This window comes from Gemmatimonadota bacterium (assembly GCA_030747075.1).
Classification (GTDB): Bacteria; ARS69; ARS69; order ARS69; family ARS69; genus ARS69.
Genome location: JASLLL010000011.1, coordinates 25,678 through 49,534, shown reverse-complemented (window position 1 = coordinate 49,534; position 23,857 = coordinate 25,678). Strand labels below are relative to the sequence as shown.

At 63.0% G+C, this 23,857-nt stretch carries 20 protein-coding genes; 8 read left to right on the top strand and 12 right to left on the bottom strand.

What is annotated here, in order from left to right; genetic code table 11:
- Window position 1: 1 nt before the first annotated feature.
- From QF819_05490 to QF819_05475, 4 genes are all read right to left on the bottom strand, one after another.
- Window positions 2–895 (bottom strand): sulfotransferase, encoded by an 894-nt coding sequence (locus QF819_05490; protein ID MDP6802615.1) that lies wholly within the window; start codon window positions 893–895, stop codon window positions 2–4.
- The gene (locus tag QF819_05485; GenBank protein ID MDP6802614.1) at window positions 892–2,106 is read right to left on the bottom strand and encodes a GNVR domain-containing protein; all 1,215 of its coding nucleotides are present in this window, start codon (window positions 2,104–2,106) and stop codon (window positions 892–894) included. Before QF819_05485 ends, QF819_05490 begins: the two co-directional genes overlap by 4 nt.
- A gap of 9 nt (window positions 2,107–2,115) precedes the next feature.
- Window positions 2,116–3,663: an SLBB domain-containing protein gene (locus QF819_05480; protein ID MDP6802613.1), complete on the bottom strand. Its 1,548-nt coding sequence runs from the start codon at window positions 3,661–3,663 to the stop codon at window positions 2,116–2,118.
- Window positions 3,664–3,733: 70 nt separating this feature from the next.
- Window positions 3,734–4,924 (bottom strand): helix-turn-helix transcriptional regulator, encoded by a 1,191-nt coding sequence (locus QF819_05475; protein ID MDP6802612.1) that lies wholly within the window; start codon window positions 4,922–4,924, stop codon window positions 3,734–3,736.
- 247 nt (window positions 4,925–5,171) lie between these two features.
- Between QF819_05475 and QF819_05470 the strand changes: the two genes are divergently transcribed.
- The 3 genes from QF819_05470 to QF819_05460 are packed head-to-tail and all read left to right on the top strand — an operon-like array spanning window position 5,172 to window position 7,759.
- Window positions 5,172–5,672: a hypothetical protein gene (locus QF819_05470; protein ID MDP6802611.1), complete on the top strand. Its 501-nt coding sequence runs from the start codon at window positions 5,172–5,174 to the stop codon at window positions 5,670–5,672.
- On the top strand, window positions 5,665–5,871 hold the full coding sequence (locus tag QF819_05465; protein ID MDP6802610.1) for a hypothetical protein: 207 nt from the start codon (window positions 5,665–5,667) through the stop codon (window positions 5,869–5,871). The genes QF819_05470 and QF819_05465 overlap by 8 nt, the downstream gene beginning before the upstream one ends.
- A 52-nt stretch (window positions 5,872–5,923) precedes the next feature.
- The gene (locus tag QF819_05460) at window positions 5,924–7,759 is read left to right on the top strand and encodes a DegV family protein (GenBank protein MDP6802609.1); all 1,836 of its coding nucleotides are present in this window, start codon (window positions 5,924–5,926) and stop codon (window positions 7,757–7,759) included.
- Here QF819_05460 and QF819_05455 read toward each other — a convergent pair.
- Window positions 7,756–8,553 (bottom strand): DUF72 domain-containing protein, encoded by a 798-nt coding sequence (locus QF819_05455; GenBank protein MDP6802608.1) that lies wholly within the window; start codon window positions 8,551–8,553, stop codon window positions 7,756–7,758. The genes QF819_05460 and QF819_05455 overlap by 4 nt on opposite strands.
- A complete protein-coding gene (hflX, locus tag QF819_05450; protein ID MDP6802607.1) occupies window positions 8,546–9,883 on the bottom strand; it encodes a GTPase HflX in 1,338 nt (445 codons plus the stop codon). The genes QF819_05455 and hflX overlap by 8 nt, the downstream gene beginning before the upstream one ends.
- A 239-nt stretch (window positions 9,884–10,122) precedes the next feature.
- Here hflX and QF819_05445 point away from each other — a divergent pair, with 239 nt between their 5' ends.
- On the top strand, window positions 10,123–11,406 hold the full coding sequence (locus QF819_05445) for a right-handed parallel beta-helix repeat-containing protein (GenBank protein ID MDP6802606.1): 1,284 nt from the start codon (window positions 10,123–10,125) through the stop codon (window positions 11,404–11,406).
- Between the two features lie 94 nt (window positions 11,407–11,500).
- Here QF819_05445 and gyrA read toward each other — a convergent pair whose 3' ends face one another.
- From gyrA to dnaA, 6 genes are all read right to left on the bottom strand, one after another.
- On the bottom strand, window positions 11,501–13,954 hold the full coding sequence (gene gyrA, locus QF819_05440; GenBank protein ID MDP6802605.1) for a DNA gyrase subunit A: 2,454 nt from the start codon (window positions 13,952–13,954) through the stop codon (window positions 11,501–11,503).
- A 48-nt stretch (window positions 13,955–14,002) separates the two neighbouring features.
- Entirely contained in the window at window positions 14,003–15,964 is a 1,962-nt protein-coding gene (gene gyrB, locus QF819_05435; GenBank protein MDP6802604.1) for a DNA topoisomerase (ATP-hydrolyzing) subunit B, read from the bottom strand.
- Window positions 15,965–15,977: 13 nt separating this feature from the next.
- Window positions 15,978–16,499, bottom strand: a complete 522-nt coding sequence (locus QF819_05430) for a DUF721 domain-containing protein (GenBank protein MDP6802603.1) — start codon at window positions 16,497–16,499, stop codon at window positions 15,978–15,980.
- Window positions 16,500–16,629: 130 nt separating this feature from the next.
- Window positions 16,630–17,772 carry a DNA replication and repair protein RecF gene (recF, locus tag QF819_05425; protein MDP6802602.1) on the bottom strand — a complete coding sequence of 381 codons (1,143 nt, stop codon included), beginning with the start codon at window positions 17,770–17,772 and terminating at the stop codon, window positions 16,630–16,632.
- A gap of 41 nt (window positions 17,773–17,813) precedes the next feature.
- Complete coding sequence (gene dnaN, locus QF819_05420) at window positions 17,814–18,932, bottom strand: DNA polymerase III subunit beta (protein MDP6802601.1); 1,119 nt, start codon at window positions 18,930–18,932, stop codon at window positions 17,814–17,816.
- Between the two features lie 380 nt (window positions 18,933–19,312).
- Complete coding sequence (dnaA, locus tag QF819_05415; GenBank protein MDP6802600.1) at window positions 19,313–20,713, bottom strand: chromosomal replication initiator protein DnaA; 1,401 nt, start codon at window positions 20,711–20,713, stop codon at window positions 19,313–19,315.
- 612 nt (window positions 20,714–21,325) lie between these two features.
- Between dnaA and rpmH the strand changes: the two genes are divergently transcribed.
- From rpmH to yidC, 4 genes are read left to right on the top strand one after another with little or no spacing between them, the layout of a single operon-like run.
- Complete coding sequence (rpmH, locus tag QF819_05410; GenBank protein ID MDP6802599.1) at window positions 21,326–21,460, top strand: 50S ribosomal protein L34; 135 nt, start codon at window positions 21,326–21,328, stop codon at window positions 21,458–21,460.
- Window positions 21,461–21,477: 17 nt separating this feature from the next.
- Window positions 21,478–21,879 (top strand): ribonuclease P protein component, encoded by a 402-nt coding sequence (gene rnpA / locus QF819_05405; protein MDP6802598.1) that lies wholly within the window; start codon window positions 21,478–21,480, stop codon window positions 21,877–21,879.
- Window positions 21,876–22,085 (top strand): membrane protein insertion efficiency factor YidD, encoded by a 210-nt coding sequence (gene yidD, locus QF819_05400; GenBank protein MDP6802597.1) that lies wholly within the window; start codon window positions 21,876–21,878, stop codon window positions 22,083–22,085. The genes rnpA and yidD overlap by 4 nt, the downstream gene beginning before the upstream one ends.
- A 22-nt stretch (window positions 22,086–22,107) precedes the next feature.
- Window positions 22,108–23,856, top strand: a complete 1,749-nt coding sequence (gene yidC / locus QF819_05395) for a membrane protein insertase YidC (GenBank protein MDP6802596.1) — start codon at window positions 22,108–22,110, stop codon at window positions 23,854–23,856.
- Window position 23,857: the final 1 nt, after the last annotated feature.

Sequence of the window (23,857 nt, the reverse complement as noted above, 5' to 3'; positions counted from 1 at the left end):
ATCAGCCTCCGGAAAAGTCGGGCCAGGGCATGGAGCGTCCAAGGACCTCCTCTAATCGTCGAACCTCCGGAAGGTACTTGTCGCGGAGCAGTTTCCGGGCGGCCGGGTCCGGAGACGGCTTGCCTCCCGTGCGCAAGAGCAGCCGATACCGAAAGAACTTCCTCACGCGGGACGGCAACCTCCGTCGAAGCCCCACCCATCGCGAACTCCCCAGCAGGCGGGCGAACGCCCGGTTCCTGGGTGCGCCATAAGCATTGTGTGCCGTGTCCAACCCTTCCGCGCTCACCCCGCCGGGGTCAATCCCGAGGAACTCACAGACTTCGCGCAGGGTCTGTTCCGTATCCCGCGTCATCTCCTCGAACACGAGGACCCGAACGCGATCCTCTCCGAATGTCTCGCGAAAACGAATCACGGCATCGCAGTACATCCCCAGTTCCACATAGAGCCGGGAGACGCCCCACCCCTTTTCCGTGCGGCGTTCATCCCGCGCGAGGGCTTCTGAAAAACTACCGCTCTCCAGGCCTTCCCGAACCCCCATCAGGTAGTGTGAGAACGCCCGCTCAATCGGGTTTCTCGCGATGAGGATGATCTTCGCGTCGGGGGATTTCCGGTGAATCCGGCGCGGGGCGTTGGGATCCCACGCATAGGAAGTGCTGGACTCTCCGACAATGGTCTTGCCGTTCGCCCCCGCGAAGAGGCGGCGGTACGCGACAGGGTCCGTCACCCGGAGCACCAGTCCGCGCGGGTCTGTTCCGGCATCGGAGAAGAAGTGCGGTTCCTTCGGTTCCGACATGTGAACTTCCGGGTGCCCGGCCAGGTGCCTGTGCAAAGAGGTCGTTCCCGAACGCGCCGCTCCGACAATAAAGAGGTTCGGCCAGCCGTCCTCGTCGATCACGATTGCGGCGACCCCGAGGGCGGGTCGCCCGCACCCCCGACCGCCCACGACCGGAATGACAGAAGCGCCTTGACGGGAAGAAGGTCCTCCATGGGGCCTCCGGCCAGTTGGGTTCGGGCCGTTTCCGTGACCAGCGCCACCCCCATGGTGCCCAGCAGGGCCAGCACGCAGGTCAGTACCACGATCAGGCTCCGTCGGGGTCTGGCCCTTTTGACGGGAGGAATGGCTTCGTCGAGAATGTCCACGGTTCGGAGGTCCCGCGCCTCCTGAATGCGCGCTTCCTCCAGTTGTGTCGTGAGAAAGGCGTAGACCTTCTCGCGAACCATCGCCTCCCGGGTCAGGTCCGCAAACCGCGCCCCAATGGCCGGGATGCCGGACAACGGAAGCAGTGCGCCGGACGCGCCGTGATCTTGCGCGCCCGTGCCCTCCAGGGCGTTCCTCTGCCGGGCGACCTCGCGGAGGCGTGCGTCCACTTCTTCCACGCGCATCTCCCCGGGAAGCGCATGGTCGGACAAGACTCCCCGGGTGATCTCCAGTTGGGCCTGCTGCGCCTGAAGTTCCGCGATGGCCTCGACGGTGACCCGTGTCTGTTCCGCCAGCGCGATCGCGCCGTGCTCTTCCTGAAACGCGCGAAGGTCGGAGGAAGCGGCCTCCAGTCGCGTCCGGCTCTCCGCGAGACAGCCCTCCACAAACTCCCGCGTTCGGCGGGCGTCTTCCACGCTGGCCCGGCGATTGTGCTGATCGAGCAGTTCCAAGAACAGGTTCGCCATGTCCGCGGCGCGTTGCCCGTCCCTGTCCTCCACGCGAACCTCGAGCATCCCCTCTGCCGTGGTGCGTACCGTGATGTGCTTGCCGAGTTTCTCCGTGGCGTGCTGCGGCGTTCGGGACCCGTAGACCTCTGTCAGGTCGAAGCGGTCGACAACCTTCGCGCGCACGCTGCGGCTCTTCAACACACCCAGCGCGATGTCTGTCTCCGGGGTTCTCGACAGCAGGCTTCGCGACGCCATCCCGCCGCCGAACTGATCCAACAGGCCCATCATCAGCGACCCGCCGGGCGAGCCCTTCTCGGGCGGCATGCAGGTTGCGGTCGCTTCATACCATCGCGGCAGGAGAAGACTCACCACCACAGACACGACCGCCGCAACCGCCGTCACCGCACAGACAAACCGCCGCCACGCGAAGAGCACCGAGCCGAGGGATTCCTGATCCACTGCGCCCTCCTAGTTGCCGGTGGCTTGATGGATGACGAGATACACGGTCGCCACCGACGCGGCAAAGCGGACCGTTTCCTGCGCGGTCTTCCACCAGTCCCGCTCCGGCTTCTCGGGTACCCAGATGACATCGCCGGGCAGCAGTTCCCCCGCCTTCCGGGACGGGACCCATTCTCCCGTGGCTCCGCGAATCACGCGGATCCGGCTCCGGCGCGCGCTGGAGGAATACCCTCCCGCGCGGTTCACATACCACGCCAGCGGCTTGCTCTTCACCCATGTCACGCGTCCAGGGCGAGCCACCTGGCCGGCGACCTCGATCGTCTCCGTCTTGCGGGGAATCGCGACGCGGTCTCCGTCGCGAAGGAGAATGTCCTCTCCCTTGTCTCCCGCCAGCAGTTGTTCCATGTCCACCACGAGAAGGCCCGGCCGTTGGCGTGACTTCGTCTTGAAGTACGCGTACTCCAGTTCTGTCATCTCCTCGATGGGAACCTGCTTGAGGCGTTCGTACTCCGCGTCGACGATGTCGCTCCTGGCAATGCGCACCACCGTGGCGTCGTGAAGAGAGGCTTCCGGCGTGAAGCCGCCGGAGCGACGGAGAACATCCGAGAGCAGGTCGGTGCCCTCGTTGATTCCGTAAAGCCCGGGCGACAGAAACTCGCCCTCCAGTTCGACATTGCGGGTCTCGTGCCAGTCCGGCCGGAACCGGATGTAGACCTGGTCGCCCTCGCTCAGGGTTCGCGCAAACCCCTGCGCCCACGGGAGAAGTTCCGATCGCGTGCGTGTTCCGTCCAGAAAGCTCCGGACCTCAATCGAATCCGCCCGCACTTCCCGGGACACGCCACCCGCGAGACCGACAAGCCCCTCGACGGTTTCACCCGGGACAAACTCATACGCGTTCGGCTCTTCGACCGACCCGTGAATGGACACCTGTCCCTTGGCGAAGGGAACGAGGATGACATCTCCGTCGAGAATGGGGGGATTCACATCCAGGTCTCCCAGCGCCTCATAGCGCGCCAGGTCCACGCGGCGTTCCTCGCCACCGGGCCGGGTAATGCGAATGTTGCGCCGGCTGCCGCCGTCGAGTACACCGCCCGCCGCGTTCACCAACCTGCCCGCGCGATCGAGTGCGGTGCCGATGCGCGGACCGGGGTTGGCCACCGCGCCGAGAACATGCACTTCAATCCGGCGAAGCCCGGTCAACGCAATGCTCACCGCCGCCTCGCGATACTGTTCCCCGATGCGGGAGAGCGCCGCGGCGCGCGCCCCCGTGAGCGAAAGGCCCGCCACCGGAACGACCGCGATGCCCGGCAGGACAAGGTTCCCTTCCGGGGTCACGGCGGCTGCCAGCGAGACCACCTCTCCGGCGCGGATGGTGACCGTGAAGAGGTCGCCCGGACCCACCATGTAGACATCCGGGTCGATCGGGCCGGACAGGGCACCCTCGCGCACTTCCACGGCGGGCGGCGGCACCGGGGTCGGGTCGGGGATGTCCGTGGCGACTGCGGGAGCGACCAGAAGCAGGGCAACCGCCAGAGCGTGAAGAATCGCGCGGGTCATGGACGCGTACCCTGCCTTTCCGGAGTCTTGCCAACAAGAGCGGCAATATCCGGGGCGCCTCCGCGCGGTGTCAAGGCGCATCCCCGCCTCGCGCCGTAGGGCCAAGCCATGCGCCGTGGATTCGCCCGAGGAAGGTGAAGGCGGGTTCCGGGAACGGCACGGTTCCGTCGGTCGTCGTCTCTTTCGGGTCCTCTGCGCTGGGGTGCCGAAGGGGGGTCCGGACAAGCCGCCCGTCGAGAAGCGCAAACCGCCGGGCGCAACCGCCGTCCAGTGGGCCCGCATCGGACGAAATGTGGAGTCTCCCGGAGTGGTCGCGAAGAAGATAGCGGTGGTCCAGACTCCAGAGTTGCGGCCCTCGCGATGGTGCCGTCACCAGGTGCGTGCGTGCGAGAATCCCGTCTGTCGGGACATCCGGCCCCGGGTAAAAGTGGACTTCGAAGTGTTCGGCCAGCGCCTCGTGCGGGTGGGTGATCCTGCCCGGACGAAAGGTGTCCGAGTCTCCGGGTTCCAGTTCGGCGCGATCCCGCTCTCCCAGAAGCCGACCCGGGGCGGTGTCCAGCGCCTGCGCCATCGCGGCAAGGTGCCGAAGGCTCGGCTTCCTGCGCCCGGAGAGCATTTGTGAGAGATACGATTCACTGATGCCGATGCGACGCGCCAGTTCCCGTCGCGTCAGGCCGCGCTTTTCCAGGAAGAGCGCCAGATTCCGGTGGAACGGCTCCAGCGCGCGCGACCGGTAGAACTCCTGCAGAGCGCCTTCGTCCAGCGGGTCGGGAAGAACATCCGCGTCCGCGCCGATCCCCACAGCCACCTCCGCCCCGCCGGAAGAGCCGCGGCCCCTCGGGCGAACCAGCGTCCTCGGGCGGTGCGCACCCCCGGAAGGCGCGGGTCCACCGGGCGCGGCGGCCACCCCTCCGCGAAGCATCCGCCGAAGGTCGGCCGCCCGCGTGGCCCAGAGCGCCCAGTCGCCGACACTCCCCTCCGCGGAGGTCGACGCCTCCCATTCCGACTCCAGCGACTTCGCCACGGCGTCGCCCGCCGCACCGGAGAGTTGTGGACGAAAACCACCCCCCTTCGCGAAGGCCGCCTCCGTGAGTCGCACAGCCGCTCCCGGCGCCCCCGCACGAAGCAGTGCTTTCACAAGCGCCTCCAGGCGCGCGCCCGCGGTGTTTTCGTCATCCAGAGCCTCGCCCAGCCATCGGGCGAACTCCCGCTCGCCCCAGGAATCCCGGATTGCGAGTGATGCGGTCTGCCGGATATCCAACGGTGTCCTCCTTGCGCGATGCAGGCTACCACCCCCGGCACACCTCCACCACCCCGACCTTGACGGCCTCCCGGGCACCCCATATTGTACTTTCACGGTCCGTGCGGGAGTTTTCGCACTGGCAATCCAGCCCTGCGCGGACCTGCCCCCCGGTCGCGCCGCGCCGGGCGGCCGTTTCCCGGGTGGTTTGCTTTTCGTTGCGCGATCTTCCGCGTGGAAGTGTGTCTCTGGTTGTGGGGGGCGGCGGATGTCCGTTCAGTCGGAACATGTCTTTACGCGGAAGGAGTTCGAGGCCCGCATTCTGGGTCCCTTCTTCCCGCCGGAGTGCCCGTGGGCGGAACTCGGACGATCACTTCTGGAGTTCGGTTGGAGCCTCGACGGGCGTTGCCACACCCAAGACTGGCACGGCAGGGTGGACCGGCTCGCGGTGTTCAGTCTTCCGTTCCACCTTCGTGCGGAGGAGGTTCCGAAGAATTATCTGGGCATTTACCGCTGGGGGGCGGAAGATCCGGGCGTACGGGTGGAGGCTCTTCTGGCTTCCCGCGTGCAGGATCAGGAGATCGCCCGCTATGATCCGGGAGGACGGTTTCTCCGCAACGAGAAGGGGCACCCCTGGGCGTTCATGAAGGAGCGCGGGGAGTTCGACTACATGGTGCCGCTCATTCTGGCGGCACGGAGCGCCAAGCTGATGACCGAACGCCGGGGAGGGCCCCGGCGCGGTTGGGACGAAGGGGAGTTTCATGAGTAGCGACCGACCCACCCGACGCAAATCCTGGATTCCACCCGCACCGGACTCTGAGGTCACGGATCCTGAGCCCGAGGATCTGCAGGAGGAACCCGCCGATTCCCCGTTGGGGCGGCTGTCTGTGGTCTGCCTGGACGGAACCGAGCGGGTTGTGAACGCCGTCCCCATGCCCGAATCGGTGACCGGCCCACGCGCCCACTGACCTCGCGCTCGCTGCTTGTCGGCGGGCCGGACACTCGCGTACCATCCCGCCCATGCGTATCCGTTATGTCGATGGGGACAGGTTCCGCAAGGCGGTCCTCGCGGGGGCGGAGGGAATCCTCCACACCCGGGACCACCTGAACCGCATCAATGTCTTCCCGGTCCCCGACGGGGATACGGGAACGAACATGGCACTGTCGCTTTCGGCCATTGCCGGTGCGCTGCGCGATTCCCGCGACCGAAACCTGGACCGGGTCAGTCGCGCGGTGGCGGAGGCGTCCGTCCTTGGCGCAAAGGGAAACAGCGGAACCATCCTTGCGCACTGGTTCCTCGGCATGGCACAAGGTCTCTCCGGGAACGCGCGGATCGGCAGTTCGGAACTGGCACGCGCCATGACGGATGCCACCGACGCGGTGTACGGGGCGCTCGACGATCCCGTCGAGGGCACCATTCTCACCACCATGCGCGCAGCCAGCGACGCCGCACAGAAAGCGTCCGATGCCGGGCAGGATGTTCTGGGCCTTCTCGACGAAGTGACTGCCGCCGCTCACGAGGCACTTGCGCAGACGCCGGACCTCTTGCCTGTGCTGCGCGAGGCGAAGGTGGTGGACGCGGGCGCACAGGGATTCGTGAACTTCCTGGACGGCGTTCGAAACCAGATTCTCGGGAAGCCGTCGCCGGGCCTTTCGGAAGAGGTTCTCCACGAGGCCATCGTCCATCCGAAGGGAGACCATGGCGATCTCGCGGAGAGGTTCTGCACGGAAGTGGTGGTGCGCGGCGGCGGCTACCACCCGGAGAGGCTTCGCTCCCGTTTCTCGGGGCTCGGGAGTTCGCTTCTGGTGGCCGCGACACCCACGCTCTTCAAGCTGCACATTCATACGAACCACCCGGAAGAGGTCTTTCGCATCGCGGGGCGCCTCGGCACCATCGAAGAGCGGAAGGTGGACGACATGTCACTCCAGAGCCGTGACAGCGCGGTCGGCGGGATCGCTCCGATCGTGTCGCTGGACCAACAGGGCGAGACCGTCGCGATTGTCTGCGATTCCACGGGCGACCTTCCCGAGGAGGTCCGTCAGGAACTGGGAATCGAGATCGTGCCTCTACAGATTCTCTTCGGCGACGAGGTCTTCCGCGATCAGGTGGACCTTTCTACCGATGAGTTCTACCGCAAGCTTCGGGACGAGGGCGGGTCTCCCACCACCAGCCAGCCCCCCCCCCGCGCATTCGTGGAAGCGCTGGAGAGAATCCGGGCCGACCGCGAAGTGGTGGTGCTGGCAATCTCGGGGAAGTTGTCCGGTACGGTTCGGTCGGCGAAAAGCGGGATCGCGCTCATGCCGGAACGGCGAGTGGAACTCTTCGACAGTCGGAGCGCAAGCCTGGGGCTTGGGATGCTCGCAATGAACGCGGCGCGGTTGGCCAGGCGGGGCGCCTCCGTCGACGAGATTCTCCGATGGTTGCGCGCCTGGCGGGAGGAGACCGGAATCGTCTTCACGGTGGCAACGCTGGAATACCTCCGGCGCGGCGGGCGCGTGAATGTCGCGCAAAGCCTGATCGGGAACCTGTTCGACATGCGACCCGTGTTGTCGCTCATCAATGAAGAAGTGCGATCGGTGGCACGCGGCCGAGGCGACGCCGACGCACGCACGAAACTCGTGAGCGAACTGCGAGAACGACTCCCCGAGGGCGCGCGCATTCGTCTGGGGATGGTCGGCGACATGGACAACGAGACCGTGAAGTATGTGGAGCAGAGGATGCGAAAGCAGTGTGAGGTCGTGGAGGTCCTGCGCGGCAAGTTCACCGGCGTGGTCGGCGCGCACACGGGCCCCGGCACCTGGGGTGTGGTTCATCAGCGCGTGACGGACGACGACCCGTTGCTGACCGACCGCTAGCCGGTACTCACCAGTTCCTGCATCACGCGGGCGTTCTCGGCGGCCTGCCCCGCGTAGCAGTTGTTGAAGAAGACAAAGGTCCGGTCTGCCTGGCCCGCCGCGTGACGGATCTTCTTCGCCCAGTCAGTGAGTTCCTTGTCCGAATAGAGATAGTCGTACCGGTCCTTCCCGGACCGCCCCCACCATGCGTCCCGGTTTCGGCCGTGAAGTCGGACATAGCCGGTTCCGTTGGTGACTTGATGAACCGGCGGAAGAAGTCCCGGAAGGTTCGGCTCGTCCGCCGAGCACCACCCGAGCCGGTGATCTTCCATGAACCGGTATACCGCCTCCCTGGCCCACTCTTCCCGGCGAAACTCCACAAAGAGCGGGATCTCGGGCAGGCGACGCCGAAGGTCCGCAAGGTGCCGGCGGCTTCGCGGGGTATTGCGGAAGCGCCACGGGAACTGAAGCAGCACGCCGGAAAAGCGTCCCGCTTCCCGCATGGGCTGGAGCGCGTCGACAAAGGGGTCGCAGATGGCCCCGCTCTTCCATTCGGCGGGGTCGTGCGTCATGCCGCGATACGCCTTTACGATGAACCGGAACCCGTCCGGCGTGCGGTCCACCATGCGCCCGAGTAGCTTCGTGTCCGGCATGCGGTAATAGGTCGTGTTCACCTCCACGACGGAAAACCGGGTCGCATAGTGGGGAAGCATGTCCGTGTTGCGTGTGCCCGGGGGGTAGAAGGGTCCCTTCCAGTCCGGGAAACTGTATCCGGAGGTGCCGACAAGAACTTCCGGGCGCGGCGCATCAACCATGGCCCACCGGTCGGTGGTCCCGGGGTCCCGGGTTCCCCGAGAAGAGTTCCGGGGCGTCGTCGGCAAAGAGAGCCCGCAGTTTCTGCCACTCCTCCGGCGGGGCAATCACGGTGAAGCGCACTTCTTCCCCGGAGCGATCCTCCGCCAGCACATTCGTTCCGGAGCGAAGCCGTGCGAGAAGCCTGCCGCAACTCACGGGGACCGGTCCTGATGCGCGAATCCAGTCGCGGCTGATTCGCTCCCGGATCGCGCGGCACACCTCGCCCAATCCGTCTCCGGTGAGCGCGCTGGCGTGGACCGTGTCCGGTTCCGCCGGATCCTTCCCGCACAACCCCGGCCACGCGTCCGGTTTCGCAATGTCCATCTTGTTGAAGATAGTGAGGGTCGGGATTTCGCCCGCCCCAATCTCCCGCAAGACCGACTCCACCGCCTCCGACATTTCCTCCGCCACCGGAGACGCGGCGTCCACCACATGGAGGAGCAGGTCTGCCGAGGACACCTCTTCGAGCGTGGCCCGGAACGACTCCACCAGCGTGTGGGGAAGCCGTCGAAGAAAACCCACGGTGTCCGTGAGTGTTGCCCGGTACCCGGGACCGAGCGGAAGAACGCGTGTCGTGGCGTCCAGCGTCTCAAAGAAACGATCACGGGTCGGCACCTTCGCCTTGGTCATGGCGTTCATGAGGCTGCTCTTTCCCGCGTTCGTGTAGCCAACCAGCGCAACGCGGAACGGGCCGTCATGAAGCCTCCGCCTGACGGGTCCCTGCGCATCCATACTGCGGAGCTTCTTCTTGAGGTTGGCCAGTCGGCTCCGGATGCGCCGGCGGTCCACTTCGATCTGCGTCTCCCCGGGTCCGCGCGTTCCGATCCCGCCGCCGAGCCGCGACAGGTGCTCCCAAAGGCGCGTCAGGCGCGGGAGCATATACTCCAACTGGGCCGCCTCTACTTGAATGCGCGCGCGGGGGGTTCTGGCTCTTCGCGCGAAGATATCCAGGATGAGTTCCGTTCGGTCGAGGACCTTCAGGTGCGTGGCTTCCTCCAGATTGCGCGCTTGGGCCGGGGAGAGGTCGTGGTCGAGAAGCAGGAGGTTCGCTCCCGCCTCGCCTGCCTTTTCGGCAATCTCCGCCGCCTTTCCCGCACCGATGAATGTGCGCCCGTCCACCCGGCTGCGGCTCTGGAGTTCGCGCCCGACCACACGCGCACCGGAGGCGCGCGCCAGTGTGGCCAGCTCGTCGAGGCTCTCCTCACAGGCGGACCGATCCACCGCCGGAAGTCGAAGCCCCACGACAATCGCCGCTTCGTCCGGTTCTGATTCTGTGGACCCTCGACCCACCGGTTGCTCCGGCGGGCGATCTCGCTCCGAGCGACGCCTTCTTCCCAACAGTGCCCCCTGTTCGCGCGCGTCTTCGTGGACTTGACATCGCGTGGATCGTACTTGAAAGTCGGTGCGGTTCACTGGTTTCGACGCTAGCAGAGCGTTTCAGGCAGTGTCAATGCGCGGCCCTGTCGGGGCAACCGGCACGCGCCGCCGCAATCATGGAACATGGTGTCCGCAGACAGGAGTCGAGCAAGATGCCGACATTTCAGGCCTACCGCATCCTTCGGGGGACCGCGTTCGTCGTCCTCGGCCTCCTGCCGCTTGCGGCGAGTGCGGCCACTCTGCATGTCCCGGCGGACTATCCCGCCATTCAGGACGCCATTGAGCACGCGGAGTTCGGCGACACCGTTCTCGTGGAACCCGGAACCTATCAGGAGAATCTCTTCCTGAAGGACGGCCTCATTGTGAAGTCGGTGGCGGGTCCGGATGAGACGATCATCACCTACGGCGGCCCTTCGAAGAATGAAGCGGTCGTGCTGGCGCAAAGTTGCAGCAACTCCACCCAGTTGATCGGGTTCACTGTGACCGGGGCGGATCTTGCCAAGCGGGGAATCCTGCTGAATGCGGAGACGGAGATTGTCATCCAGCATGTGAAGGTCACGGCTTGCACTTACGGGATCGCCATTCATGGGCGCTCCAACCCGTTCCTGCACTGGTGCGATGTCAGCGCCTGCACGAAGGCGGCCCTGTTCGTGCAGTATGCCACCGCCGATGTGAAGTACTGCACCTTCACCGGTTGCGAAGCGTTTGGTGTGTACATCACCGGCACCTCGGAAGCGTTGTCCTTGAAGGAGTGCGCGTTCTCGGACAACTTGTTCGTGGGGATTCAGGCCTCCGATGCGGAGTTCTCCGTGGAAGGCGGCTCGGTGAACGGAAACGGGGACACAGGCATTCTCGCGCAGAGTTCGTCAGTCATCGTCACCAATGCGACCATCGAGGACAACATCAATGTCGGCGTCGTGTTCGAAGATGCTGGCGGCGTGATCGATGGATGCTCCATTGCCAGAAACAGTTTCGGTGTCGTGGCGTCCGGCAAGAGTGCGCCTTCGCTCGTACGAAACACCTTCCTGGACAACCCCAGTTATCACCTGGGCATCGAGGGAACCGCCACGCCGACGATCGGCGGGGACCTTGACAGCGCAAACGACTTCCTGGGTGAGGCCAAGTTCCTGCTCCAGTCGTCTTCCACCGAAGATGTCGTGGCTACCCACAACTACTGGGGCAAGCCGTGTGTTCCAAAGAAGCGCACGAGCGCCACGGAGGGGGAAGTGGCGACCTCCCCGTGGGCCTCCAAGGACCACAGCCGAACCTGGGACGACTGCGCGGCGTCCCGACAGGCCAACGCAAAGGCGAAGAAGGCCGCAGAGGCCGCGGCCGCGAAAGAGGCGGCTGAAAACGCTCCCCCGGACAGCACCGTTGGTGCGGCGAGCGTGGACGGTGCGGGTGCCGCCCCGGGCACCGAGACGGCTGACGGCTGACGGCTGACGGCTGACGGCTGACGCTTGGTCGCCGACTCTCAACGCCGCGTGGCTCTCTCTACAATAGTCCGCCGGTCAGTGACCCGTTCGGGTCTCAGGCTTGAGTGTCCTCGTTGCTGTTCTCGGAAACCGCTCGCGCCACACTGACCACAAGATCCTCCGGGCCGGGCTTCATGAGTCGGACGCCCTGTGTGTTCCGCCCGATCTCCGAGATGTTGTCGATGGAGAGCCGGATCACCACGCCCACCTTCGTGATGATCATGATCTCGTCGCCCGACACAACCTCTTTGATGCCCACCATGGCGCCGTTTCTGGTCGAAGCCTTGATCGTGAAGATGCCCTTCCCGCCACGGCGCGTAATCCGGTAGTCCGAGAGCGCTGTCCGCTTGCCGAAACCGTTTTCGGTCACGACGAGAATGCTGGAGACCTCGTCCCGGATGCACACCATGCCGACCACATGCTCGCCCCCTTCAAGCTCCACGCCGCGAACACCACGCGCCGTGCGCCCCATGGCGCGAACATCCTTCTCGACAAAACGAATGGCCTTCCCGCCGCTCTTTGCCAGGAGAATATCGTGGTTTCCATCGGTAATGGATGCGCCAATCAGTGTGTCTCCCTCGTCCAGGCCGATCGCAATGATCCCGGCCTTTCTCGGCCGCGAGAACTCGGTCAGGAAGGTCTTCTTGATGGTGCCGTTGCGGGTCGCCATCACCAGGAAGTGGTCCTCCGTGAACTCCTTCACGGGAACGAAGGCGCGGACGGCCTCTCCCTTTTCAAGCGGAAGCATGTTGATGATGGCCTTGCCGCGCGCAGAGCGCCCACCTTCCGGAATCTGGTGGACCTTCAGCCAGTGACAGCGGCCCCGGTCCGTCAGGAAGAGAATGTACTGGTGCGTGCTGGCGACGAAGAGGTGTTCGATGAAGTCCTCGTCCCGCGTCTTCGCACCGGTAATGCCGCGGCCGCCACGACCCTGTCTGCGGTAGGTGCCGGTCGGGAGGCGCTTCACATAACCGTGGTGACTGATCGTCAGGACCATGTCCTCTTCGGCGATGAGATCTTCGATCCGGAACTCTCCCTCCGCGTCGATGATCTCCGTGCGGCGTTCGTCTCCAAACGCCTTGCGCACTTCCGAGGTCTCTGTCTTCACCACCTGAAGAATGTTTGTTCGTGAAGAGAGGATCGTGTTCAGTCTTTCAATCAGTTGGAGAAGTTCCACATACTCGGTCTCGATCTTGTCCCGCTCCAGGCCGGTGAGGCGGCCGAGGCGCATGTCGACAATGGCCTGTGCCTGAACATCGGAGAGTTTGAACTTCGTCGAAAGTGCTTGCTTTGCTTCATCCGGCGTCTTGGACGCTCGAATGGTCTTGATGACGGCATCGATGTGGTCCAGGGCGACCTTCAGCCCTTCCAGAATGTGCGCTCGCTCTTCCGCCTTCCGAAGTTCAAACTCCGAGCGCTTCTGGACGATGACCACCCGATGTTCAATGAAGTGCGTGAGCATCTTCCGAAGCGTCAGGACTTGCGGGCGTCCGTTCACAAGCGCAATCATGTTGGCCCCGAAGGTGTCCTGAAGTCGCGTGTGCTTGAACAGTTGGTTCATGACCACATGCGCGTTTGCGTCTTTCTTGAGAACAATCACGATCCGCATCCCGTCCCGGTCGGATTCGTCTCGAAGGTCCCGGATTCCGGTGATGGTGCCGGCCCGGACACAGTGCGCAATCTTCTCGATGAGTTCCGACTTCTTCAGTTCGTACGGGATCTCCGTAATGATGATCGTCTCTCGCCCGTCTTTTCCGTCGGTCTCGATACTGGCGCGCGCGCGCAGGATGACCGACCCGCGGCCCGTCAGGTAGGCTTCCCGGATTCCCTCGCGGCCATAGATGATGCCGCCTGTCGGAAAGTCCGGTCCGGTTACCAGTTGGAGAAGGTCCTCGTCGTTCAAGTCGGGGTCGTCGATGAGTGCGTCTATGGCTGCACACACCTCTCCGGCATTGTGGGGCGGAATCTTCGTGGCCATCCCGACCGCAATCCCGTGGACCCCGTTGGTAAGCAGGTTTGGAAAGCGGGCGGGGAAGACGGTGGGTTCGGTGCGGGTTTCGTCGTAGTTGGGGACGAAACTGACCGTCTCCTTCTCCAGGTCTTCCATCATCGCCACGGCGGGTTTCGTCAGCCGGGCTTCCGTGTACCGCATGGCGGCCGGATTGTCGCCGTCGACTGAGCCGAAGTTCCCCTGCCCGTCCACCAACTGGTAGCGAAGGCTGAAGTCCTGCGCCATCCGGCAGAGCGTGGGATACACGACGCCTTCGCCGTGCGGATGGTAGTTCCCCGAGGCATCGCCCGCGATCTTCGCGCACTTTCTGTGTTGCGAGCCGGGATTCAACTTCAGGTCATGCATGGCCAGAAGAACGCGTCGCTGAGAGGGCTTCAGGCCGTCCCGGACATCCGGAAGCGCCCTGGAAACGATGGTCGACATGGCGTAGTCGATGTACGAGGTTTTCAGTTCGTCCTCGATGTCCACCGGTATGATTCTGTCTCGTCCTACGGCCATGAGGGCACCTCTGGCGGCCGCACCCCGGGGCATGGTCCGCCTTGTTGTCTAGGCATCAAGATTCTGAACTCGATCCGCGTTCTCTTCGATAAACTTCCGACGAGGCTCCACGACTTCGCCCATGAGCAGAGCGAACATATTGTCCGCTTCAGGACCGTCTTCCAGGCGGACGCGACGCATCACCCGACGCTCCGGATCCATCGTTGTTTCCCAGAGTTGGTCCGGGTTCATCTCTCCAAGGCCCTTGTAGCGCTGGACATGAATCCCGCGCGCTTCCTTCTTTCCGGCCGTGAGTTTCTTCACATACCGGTCTTTTTCCTCTTCGGAGAAGGCGTAGAGTTCTTCCTTGCCCTTCTTCACGCGGAAGAGGGGGGGCGCCGCAATGTAGAGGTGTCCCTGCTCCACCAACGGCACCATCTGCCGGAAGAAGAAAGTCATGAGCAGTGTTCGGATGTGCGACCCGTCCACATCGGCATCGGTCATGATGATCACCTTGCCGTAGCGGATCTTGGACACATCAAAATCTTCCGCAATCCCGGCTCCGATGGCCATGACCATGGCCTGGACTTCCTTGTTGGCGAGGATTTTGTCTACGCGGTTCTTCTCAACATTGAGAATCTTCCCGCGGATCGGAAGGATGGCCTGCGTGCGGCGATCCCGGCCCTGTTTTGCGGTGCCCCCTGCCGAATCTCCCTCCACGATGAAGATCTCGCAGTCATCCGCGTTCTTCATTGAACAGTCCGCCAGTTTTCCTGGAAGTGTGGAGTTCTCCAGCGCGGTCTTCCGGCGGGTCAGGGCGCGGGCCTTGCGGGCCGCATCCCGGGCGGTGGCGGCGGCCACTGCCTTGGAGATAAGCTTGCGGCCGATCGGGGGGTTCTCCTCAAGGAAGTTGCCCAGGTGTTCCCCGACAATCTGCTCCACCAACCCCTTCACATCCGAGTTGCCAAGTTTGGCTTTGGTCTGCCCCTCGAACTGCGGGTCGGTCATCTTGACGGACACGATGGCGGTCAAACCCTCGCGGGCATCGTCTCCGGAAATGTCCTGAATGCTGTTCTTCCCGGCTTTCAGGAGATTGTTCTTCTTCGCGTAACCGTTGATGGTCCGGGTCAGGGCCGCCTTGAAGCCTGAGAGGTGGGTCCCCCCGTCGACGGTGTTGATGTTGTTCGCAAAGGAGTAGATGATCTCGCTGTAGCCGTCGTTGTACTGAATGGCTACCTCCACTTCCACAAAGTGCCCGTCTCCGGTCTCCCGCTCTCCGGTGAAGTGAATGGGCTTCTTGTGCAGCACCACGCGGTTTTCGTTGAGATAGGTGACATACTCGGAGAGACCGCCCTTGTAGAGGAACTCGTGGGACTTGCCGGAACTCTCCTCCAGAATGGTGATGGTGAGACCGCTGTTCAGGAAGGCGTGTTCGCGGAAACGAGCGGAGAGGCGATCAAAGTGGAACTCTGTTGTCTCGAAAATCTCCGGGTCCGGCGCAAACAGAATGCGCGTACCGTTCTTCGCGGAAATCCCGATTGTCTTGAGCTCTTCCTCCGGCTTTCCGCGTTCGTAGCACTGAAACCACTTCTGTCCGTCGCGCGAAACTTCCACTTCCAGGCGACTGGACAGTGCGTTGACCACCGACACGCCCACACCGTGAAGACCGCCGGACACCTTGTAGGTTTCTGAGTCGAACTTCCCGCCCGCGTGAAGCGTGGTCATGATGACCTCGACCGCCGGTCGGCCCTCTTCCTTGTGCGTGTCGACGGGAATGCCGCGCCCGTTGTCTTGTACGGAGACGGTGCCGTTCTTGTGAAGCACCACATCCACCCGGTCACAGAAACCTGCGAGCGCTTCGTCGATGGCGTTGTCCACCACCTCATACACCAGGTGATGGAGCCCCTCCGTTCCGGTGGATCCAATGTACATGGCGGGCCGAACACGAACCGCCTCCAGTCCCTTCATGACCTGGATGCTGTCAGCCCCGTACTCTGTATTGCCGTTTCCGGTTTTCTTCTTGTTTGTCACAGTCTCTTCCACGTCAGCAATTCTCTTCCACTTTGGGTGGAATCCGCCCCGTTGCCGATTCCGACCCCCCGTCCCTCTCCCTGCGCGCCTTGTCGGATTCACGAGCAATCCGGCGAAGTTGCTTTCTGTGCGCATCCGCATCAAACATGGGGACTGTTCGAGGCTCCTCCGCGAGATCCTCGGCGATGCCTTCGGTTTCCGCAGTGCTCCGGACAACCGGGCGAAGGGGTTCCGGGTGCGGGGATTCGCTTGCGTCCCCTTCCAGAAACACCAACTCCCGCGCGACCACGCGCCCTGCCGCCTTGTTGAACTTTTCGAGTATGTTCTTTCTGTGGAACACCAGTTCTTGTCTGAGTGCCGCCCCCTCCGCCACCACAATCAACCGCCCCCCGGCGACACGCAGCGGCCGGGTTCTCTCGGCAATCCCTCTGCCCACACACTCCGTCCATGCTTCCAGTGCGCGGGTTTCCGCAAACCGCCGCCCCAGAGCTCCGGCTTCCCCGAGAACTTCGAGTACTTCCCCGACCCGTTTCATCGCCGGAATCTCCTCCCGACGGGACCGTGCCTGGGGGGCGTCCCGGAACCCCTTTTGCTCAAACTCTGTGGCAGAATACGACATTTGCGCAAAGCGCGGGACCCTTTATTTCCACGGGTTCGGGCGTTTTTCACGACTCGCTTTCCGCCTCTGCTTCCTTCTCAAGAACCGCCCCGTCCAACACACGATGCACGAAGAACTTCCGGTCTTCCAGTTCCGCCAGCCAGCCTTCCCTGGCGGTCGCCATGAGAATCTGTCCTTCCATTTCCACGCGGGACAAGAACCCCTCCGCCGCGCGGTGATCCAGTACGGCAAACATCTCGTCCACAAGCAGAATGGGCTGTTGTCCGGCAGACTCCCGAACGAGTTCCGCCTGGCACAGCTTCAGAAACATGGCGCCCAGTTGCTGTTGTCCCAACGACCCGAACCTCCGAAGGTCCCGCCCGCCAAGTGTCAGGTGAATGTCGTCCCCTTGGGGTCCCTTCGTGGTGTACCCCTGTGCGAGGTCCTTCTCCCGCGTCTCGCGGAGCGCCTGGCGGAATGCCTCCGCGGGGCTCTCTCCCTCCCAGCAAATAGCGGGCCGGTAGGAAACGCCCAGAGACCCCGCATCCGGGAAGGAGCCTCTCGAAAGCGGCCCCAGGGTTCCAGACACCCGGCCCACCAGGTCCGCTCGTCGGAGGAACAGCCTCGTTCCGAGCTCCACTACCTGTTCGTCCCAGGGTTCTCTGTGTCTGGCAGCCTCTGTGCGCCCCCGGGACTGGACAAACAACCGTGACAGCGTTTCGTTCCTTTGGCGGATGGCGCGCTGATAATCGCGAAGGAGTTGCATATACTCGGCCGACACTTGACAGCCGATGATGTCCAGATACCGGCGGCGCACCCGCGCACCTTGCTGCACCAGTTCAACATCTGCCGGAGCGAAAGACACCACCTTCACGGCGGCAACCAGGTCTGACCCCCGAGCCGGTTCCTTGTCGATCAGGATTCGCTTGCGACGGCCTTCGCGGTATTCGATCTCGATGCGAACGGAGGTGTCGGAGGAGGAGGAGACAAGCCGGGCCCCCACGCGGAATCCCGACGCGCCATGCCGAACCATGACCGTGTCCCGTGAGGCCCGCATGGACTGGCCGCTACCCAGAAGGTGCGCGGCTTCCAGAATGTTCGTCTTCCCGTGCCCGTTGGGTCCCACGAACACATGGTGTCCGGGGGTCAGCGCGAGCTCCAGCGACTCGTACCCGCGAAAGTCCGTCAACGACAGATGTGCCAGCCTCATCGCGGCCGCCCGTCATGCAGCCCGCGTCGCGTCAACGCCAGCTAGTCCACAAGCCGGAGAGGCATGATCAGGCAGAGGTAGTTTTCCTCTTCGCCCTGTTCCAACGGCTCGACAAGCCCCGCGTTCAGCGGCGTCCCGAGCGAAAGAAGCACCTCTTCGGTTTCCATGTTGCGCAGAATCTCGTTCAGGTAGACCGCGTTGTATCCGGCACTCATTTCCTCTCCGCCGTACTGAGCGATCACATGGTCCTCCCCTTCGCCCACATCCTGTGTGCGTGCGGAGAGCACGACCTCGTCCGGCCGGATCGTCAGGCGAACCTGGTGCGTCAGCGTGTCGGACTGAACGCTCACCCTCTTCAGGGCTTCCGAAAGCGCCAGGCGGTTCATGACCACCTTCTTGTCGTTGTCTTTCGGAATGACATCCTGATACTTCGGGAAAGGCCCTTCAATGAGGCGCGTATGCAGGGTCGTTCCTTCGAATCGGAAGATGGCGTGATCCTCGGCGATCTTCGCTTCGAGGTTCTCTTCCACGGTGTCCCCGGTCAGGCGAAGCACCTGCTGAAGTGCCTTCGTCGGCACAATGACCGACAGTGCCGGGCTGATGTCGAGTTTCGCGGGAACGCTGATTCGGGCAAGCCGATGCCCGTCGGTCCCGACCATCGTCATGGTGTCGCCACCGACTTCCCAGAGCACGCCGGTGAGCGCGCGACGGGTTTCATCGCGGGACACACAAAAGACGGTCATGCGAATGACTTTTCGAAGTTGCGCGGTGGAAATCGAAACGCCCTTCTTAAAGCCCATGCCCGGAACTTTCGGGAACTCCGACGCATCCATTCCGAAAATGCGGAAGTTCGCCCGACCCGCGACGATAAGAACCGCGGACTTGTTCACTTCGATGACCACATCCGCCGACGGATCCAGCAGTTTCACAATCTCGGAGAATCGGCGAGCCGGGAGGGTAATGGCTCCTTCGGTCGTGATCTCTCCATCCATCACGGTGGAAATGGCCAGGTCCAGGTCGGTGGCGGTGAGGCGAATCTCTCCGCCCTGGGCCTGAAGGAGCAACTGCCCGAGGACCGGCATGGTGGTTTTTTGCGGAACGACGCTGAGTACGCGATCCACCGCGGACGCGAGCGCACTTTGTGAAATACGGAGTTTCATGGATCCCCTGCCTTCGGAGGAGGTCTGGGAGCGCGTGCTCTTGCTTACGGTCTCGGGCATCGGTTCACTCCCGGAATCCGAGTGAGAATAAGGAAGAATCTCCCTGATTGGAGGATTCGTCCACAGGCTTTCTTCTTCTAGTGTGCCTGATTAAGAGAACAGCAGCAGTAGTAGGTTCGGTGGATACGGGGACAACGCGGGAGGGGAACGAGAGGAACTCCCGGCCCGCAAGGGATTTCGCATTTTCTGCGGCGGTTCCGCACTGTGGATGAGTGGTGGACGCGAGTGGGCAACCCTGCGGGTTGTCCACAGGCGCGACGATATACGCAAGGTATCCCCGACGATATCCTCCGGTCATCCACGAGCAGAAACGCGTCATGTCAGTTCCTCAGTGAGGCGGCCAACCGCCCTATGGTGCGGTTGAGTTCCGGGTCCGAAGAGGAGGATTTTGCAACGCGATCGCATGCGTGCAGAACCGTGGTGTGATCTCTTCCGCCGAATCGGTTTCCGATTTCTGATAGAGACAGCGAGGTCAACTCTCGGGACAGATACATGGCAACCTGCCTGGGATGCGCGAGAGATCGGGTTCGCTTCTTCACCTTCATGGCCTCTTCGGGAATCCCGAAGTGATCCGCGACAGTCTTCTGAATGTCGTCCACGGAGACGCTGCGATCCGGCTTTTTGAGGAAGTCCTTCAGAACCTCCTTCGTGAGATCCAGATTGATTTCGCTGTCCGTGAGAGAAGAAAAAGCCAGAAGACGAATCAGCGATCCCTCCAGTTCCCGAATGTTGGATCGGACATTGGACGCGATAAACTCCATGACATCGTCGGGGATCTGCAGACTGTCCTCTTCGGCCTTCTTTCGGAGGATGGCAATGCGGGTCTCCAGATCCGGAGCCTGAATGTCCGTGACGAGCCCCCACTCGAAGCGGGACACAAGCCGCTCTTCCAGCGTGGGAATCTCCTTGGGCGGGCGGTCACTGGTCAGAACGATCTGTTTGTGCGCGTCGTAGAGTGCGTTGAATGTGTGGAAGAACTCCTCCTGGGTTGACTCCTTGCCCTGAAGGAAATGGATGTCGTCGATGAGAAGTACATCCATACAGCGGTACTTGTTGCGGAAGTGGACGGTGCGACTCTGCTGGATGGAGACGATCATCTCGTTCATGAAACTCTCGGCGGAGACATAGTGCACCACCCCGCCCGACGCGGACGAGGTGCGAATGTGGTTGCCGATGGCCTGCATGAGGTGAGTCTTTCCGAGTCCGGAACCGCCGAACACGAAGAGCGGGTTGTAGGCGGTTGCGGGGTGCTCGGCCACAGCCCGGGCCGCCGCGTGGGCAAACTGATTCGACTTGCCGACAACAAAACTGTCGAAGACATATCGCGGATTGAGGGGCGTGGAGTTCCCGCCGGAGAGGTTGTTCGCAGGAGGAGCGCTTGAGGTGGAGAGGACGCGGGACATGTCCGACTGATAGCGATCCACCTCGGGGTCCGGCGCTACTTCCACCGAAGCGGAACCGTCGTCGTCTTCCGAAAGAACGGTAAAGGCCAACGACTTTCCGTCAGCCAGGCGCGTCCGGGCGGAATCGTGCAGGAGCTTCCCGTACTTCTCCTCCACATATCGAAGGTGAAAGCGGCTGGGAGCCTGCAGGAGAAGCCGGGAACCGGAAGCATCCACAGGCTTGAGCGTGCGAATCCAAGTGTCGACGATGGCCTGCGGAAGATGCGAGGCCATGTCGAGGAGGATTCCATTCCAGGGATCAAGGGGGGCAGAGGTCATCGATCGGTCTCCAACGCACCCACCGCGGAGATTCACCGGGGAAGGCGCGGTTCTTCGGGTTTTCAAAGTGCAACGCGTTTCGGGAGCGCCAGGAGACCGGCAAGCCAGGATGCAGAGAGTCGACACACCCGAAACACGTTATCCACAGGCGTGGATAACCACGCAAGTGAATGTCCCACTGTCAGGTGGGAGAAAAACACCCCCGGCGGGAGAGCGCGTTGTCCACAATGTGGAAATCGTCGCATCCCGTTGCGGGGACATGGATTATGCTGGATACCCGATGAGCCTGTCAACGGGGAAACGGCTGGTTTTTTGGCAATTATTGACAAAAGGAGACCAGGACCCCGCGGCAGGTGCGGGTGGAGAGGGCGGAAGAACTTCACCCCAGAGAGGGTGGGTTTTGGTGGTCACGCCACACCCCCAGAGGGGTGATGTTCGGGGGGGCCATTCCGGGGAGGCCGGGATTCAGAGAGTGTCCCGCAGAGACGAAGGAAAGGAGAAGCGGGCCTCAAGTGCGCTTGACACCCGAACCCCATCCGCGCGAAACTGCCGGGCCGATTGCCCCCCGTGCGGGGCAAACCATCGAACACGCGAGCACCCGGAGGATTCACGATGAGCGTGACCTTTCAACCAAGCCGAATCCGCGCCAAGCGGACGCATGGCTTTCGGAAGAGAATGGCGACGAAGGCAGGCCGCCTGATCCTGAAGCGGCGCCGGGCCAAAGGCCGCAAGCGCCTCTCCGCCTGACCCGACAGGGTTTGCGCGTGAGTCTCGGCGTGGATTCGTGCGGGCGGGATCCCGAGAAGCCCGCGGGTCTTTCCCGAAGAGAGAGGATCGCAAAGAACGCAGACTTCACGCGGATTCTGCGTGACGGGCGGCGGGAGAGAACCCGAACGCTGACAGCGTTCTGGGTGACAGGAGAGATTGGTTCGGAGGAACCGAACCGGGTTGGAGTGGCCGCCGGCAGGCGGTTGGGGAATGCGGTCTTGCGCAATCGTCTCAAGCGCCGTCTCCGGGAAGCCTATCGAAGCAACAAGGGGATCCTGCCGTGGCGGGGAGTCTCGATCATCTTCGTCGCAAAACGGGAAATGATGACGGCGACTGCGGACGACGCGAACCGGGACATGGCTCGCGCACTAGGCGAAATGCGGCACTCTCTCGGCTGAGCGTTGTGCCACTGAGACTTGTTGTGGCGATCTACCGCGCAGTCGTGTCGCCACTTTTTCCTCCCACTTGCCGGTTCCACCCGAGCTGCTCCCGCTATGCTGCCGAGGCGTTGAAGCGCCACGGCTGGCGGGGCATGCTCATGAGCGCAAGACGAATACTCCGGTGCCACCCTTGGCATCCGGGTGGTGTTGACCCGACCCCCTGACGGGGAGCGCAAGGAGAAGGAAGTGGGCCAGGACGGACAAGAGAAGCGGGCGTTCTTCGCGATTCTTCTCGCCATGGCGGTTCTGTTTGTGTGGAGCGTGCTGTTTCCCATGCAGGCTCCGCGGGAAACACCACACGAAGAGAGCGCGGCTACCGGGACGCACGAGCAGGTTGAAACGGAAGAGTCCCGAACCGTGCAGGAGGAACCCGCGCCATCCGCCGTGCTGGTGGAGGGTGGTCTCGGCACACCATCCGGCCTGTTGGTGTCGAACGAGAACACGCCGACACCGCGCGCCCCGGGAAACGACCCGTCACCCGTGCGCGTGGAAGTGGTCGGGGAGAACATGCGGGTTGTTCTGGATGGGTTGGGGGCCCGAGCGACGGAAATCACGCTTTTTGACTTCGAAAAAGCAAAGGGTGTGCCGGTGCAACTCATACCGGAACACGGGTCGGGCGCGTTGGGATCGATTCTGTCGGTCGGCACGAGAGAGATCTCGCTGGATCGCCATGTGTTTCGCCTCTCGTCGGATTCGGGACAGCGGCAGGAGGGTGAGCGGAGGATTGTCTGGGAACTTGCACTGGACGGAATGACGCTCCGCAAAACCTATGTGATCCCTCCCCGCGGATATTCGTTTCGTGTGGAACAGGAAATCGTCGACGGCGGAGAGACGGTCACGGGTTGGGGACTCTCCTGGGCGGGCGGAATCGGCGTGACGGAGGAGAACCGTCGGTCCACACGGGGCGCCTATTACCGCGGGTCCGTTCTGGCGGAAGGCAAAGTGCAGCGCCTTGATGCGGGCAAGGTCGAGGGCAATCCTCGCGACTTCCCCGGACGAACCTGGTTTGTGGGCGTGCAGAACAAGTACTTCCTGGGCGCGATCGTGCCGGACAGCGATGCGCGCGGGCCGGCACGACTCTGGGCCGTGGAGGTGGAAGGGGCGCGGGATGTGGGGTCCGCCGTCGCGGGGAGTATCCGGAGCGAGCGGCAGACGGGCATTACGGCCGACCACGCCACCTACAACATTTATGCCGGACCGCTGGACTACCAGGGGTTGTCCGCGATCGGGTCCGGACTCGAAGGAACCGTGGACATGGGGAACAAGTGGACCCGTCCCCTGTCGAAGATCATCCTTGCGTTCCTGATCTGGCTGCACGGGTTCATCCCGAACTACGGCGTGGTCATCATTCTCTTTTCCACACTGACGAAAATCCTCTTCATCCCGCTCACACACAAGAGCACCCAGTCGATGAAGAAGATGTCCTCGCTGAAGCCGGAACTCGACGCGCTGAAGGAAAAGTACGGGGGGGACAAGCAGAAGGTCAGCGAAGAGACGATGAAGATGTACAAGAAGCACGGCGTCAACCCGCTTGGCGGCTGCTTCCCCATGCTTCTCCAGATGCCGATTTTCATCGCGCTCTACAGCGTGCTTCTGCACACGATTGAGATTCGCGGCGAGCCCTTCGTGGGGTGGATCCGGGACCTTTCACAACCGGACATTGTCTTCGACCTGCCCGCGGCGCTTCCCATGATCGGAAGCGGTGTTCCGATTCTCCCGATCGTCATGGGGATCACTTCGTACTTCCAGTCGAAGCAGACGATGGCGGATCCCAGCCAGAAGGCGATGGTGATCTTCATGCCGCTCTTCATGACGCTCATCTTCTTCACATTCCCGTCGGGGCTGGTTCTGTACTGGCTTGTGAACAATGTGCTCACGATCGCGCAGCAGGCGATGTTGAAGGTGAAGCCGAGCGTGCCCGCAACCGAGAGTTGAC

Excerpts from the sequence above, each read along its gene's own strand:
- dnaN (MDP6802601.1), bottom strand. The coding sequence starts at position 18,932 with ATGAAACTCCGTATTTCACAAAGTGCGCTCGCGTCCGCGGTGGATCGC.
- QF819_05480 (MDP6802613.1), bottom strand. The coding sequence starts at position 3,663 with ATGACCCGCGCGATTCTTCACGCTCTGGCGGTTGCCCTGCTTCTGGTC.
- QF819_05430 (MDP6802603.1), bottom strand. The coding sequence starts at position 16,499 with ATGAAACGGGTCGGGGAAGTACTCGAAGTTCTCGGGGAAGCCGGAGCT.
- QF819_05460 (MDP6802609.1), top strand. The coding sequence starts at position 5,924 with ATGCGTATCCGTTATGTCGATGGGGACAGGTTCCGCAAGGCGGTCCTC.
- QF819_05445 (MDP6802606.1), top strand. The coding sequence starts at position 10,123 with ATGCCGACATTTCAGGCCTACCGCATCCTTCGGGGGACCGCGTTCGTC.
- QF819_05470 (MDP6802611.1), top strand. The coding sequence starts at position 5,172 with ATGTCCGTTCAGTCGGAACATGTCTTTACGCGGAAGGAGTTCGAGGCC.
- dnaA (MDP6802600.1), bottom strand. The coding sequence starts at position 20,713 with ATGACCTCTGCCCCCCTTGATCCCTGGAATGGAATCCTCCTCGACATG.
- rpmH (MDP6802599.1), top strand. The coding sequence starts at position 21,326 with ATGAGCGTGACCTTTCAACCAAGCCGAATCCGCGCCAAGCGGACGCAT.
- QF819_05455 (MDP6802608.1), bottom strand. The coding sequence starts at position 8,553 with ATGGTTGATGCGCCGCGCCCGGAAGTTCTTGTCGGCACCTCCGGATAC.
- QF819_05465 (MDP6802610.1), top strand. The coding sequence starts at position 5,665 with ATGAGTAGCGACCGACCCACCCGACGCAAATCCTGGATTCCACCCGCA.
- gyrA (MDP6802605.1), bottom strand. The coding sequence starts at position 13,954 with ATGGCCGTAGGACGAGACAGAATCATACCGGTGGACATCGAGGACGAA.
- recF (MDP6802602.1), bottom strand. The coding sequence starts at position 17,772 with ATGAGGCTGGCACATCTGTCGTTGACGGACTTTCGCGGGTACGAGTCG.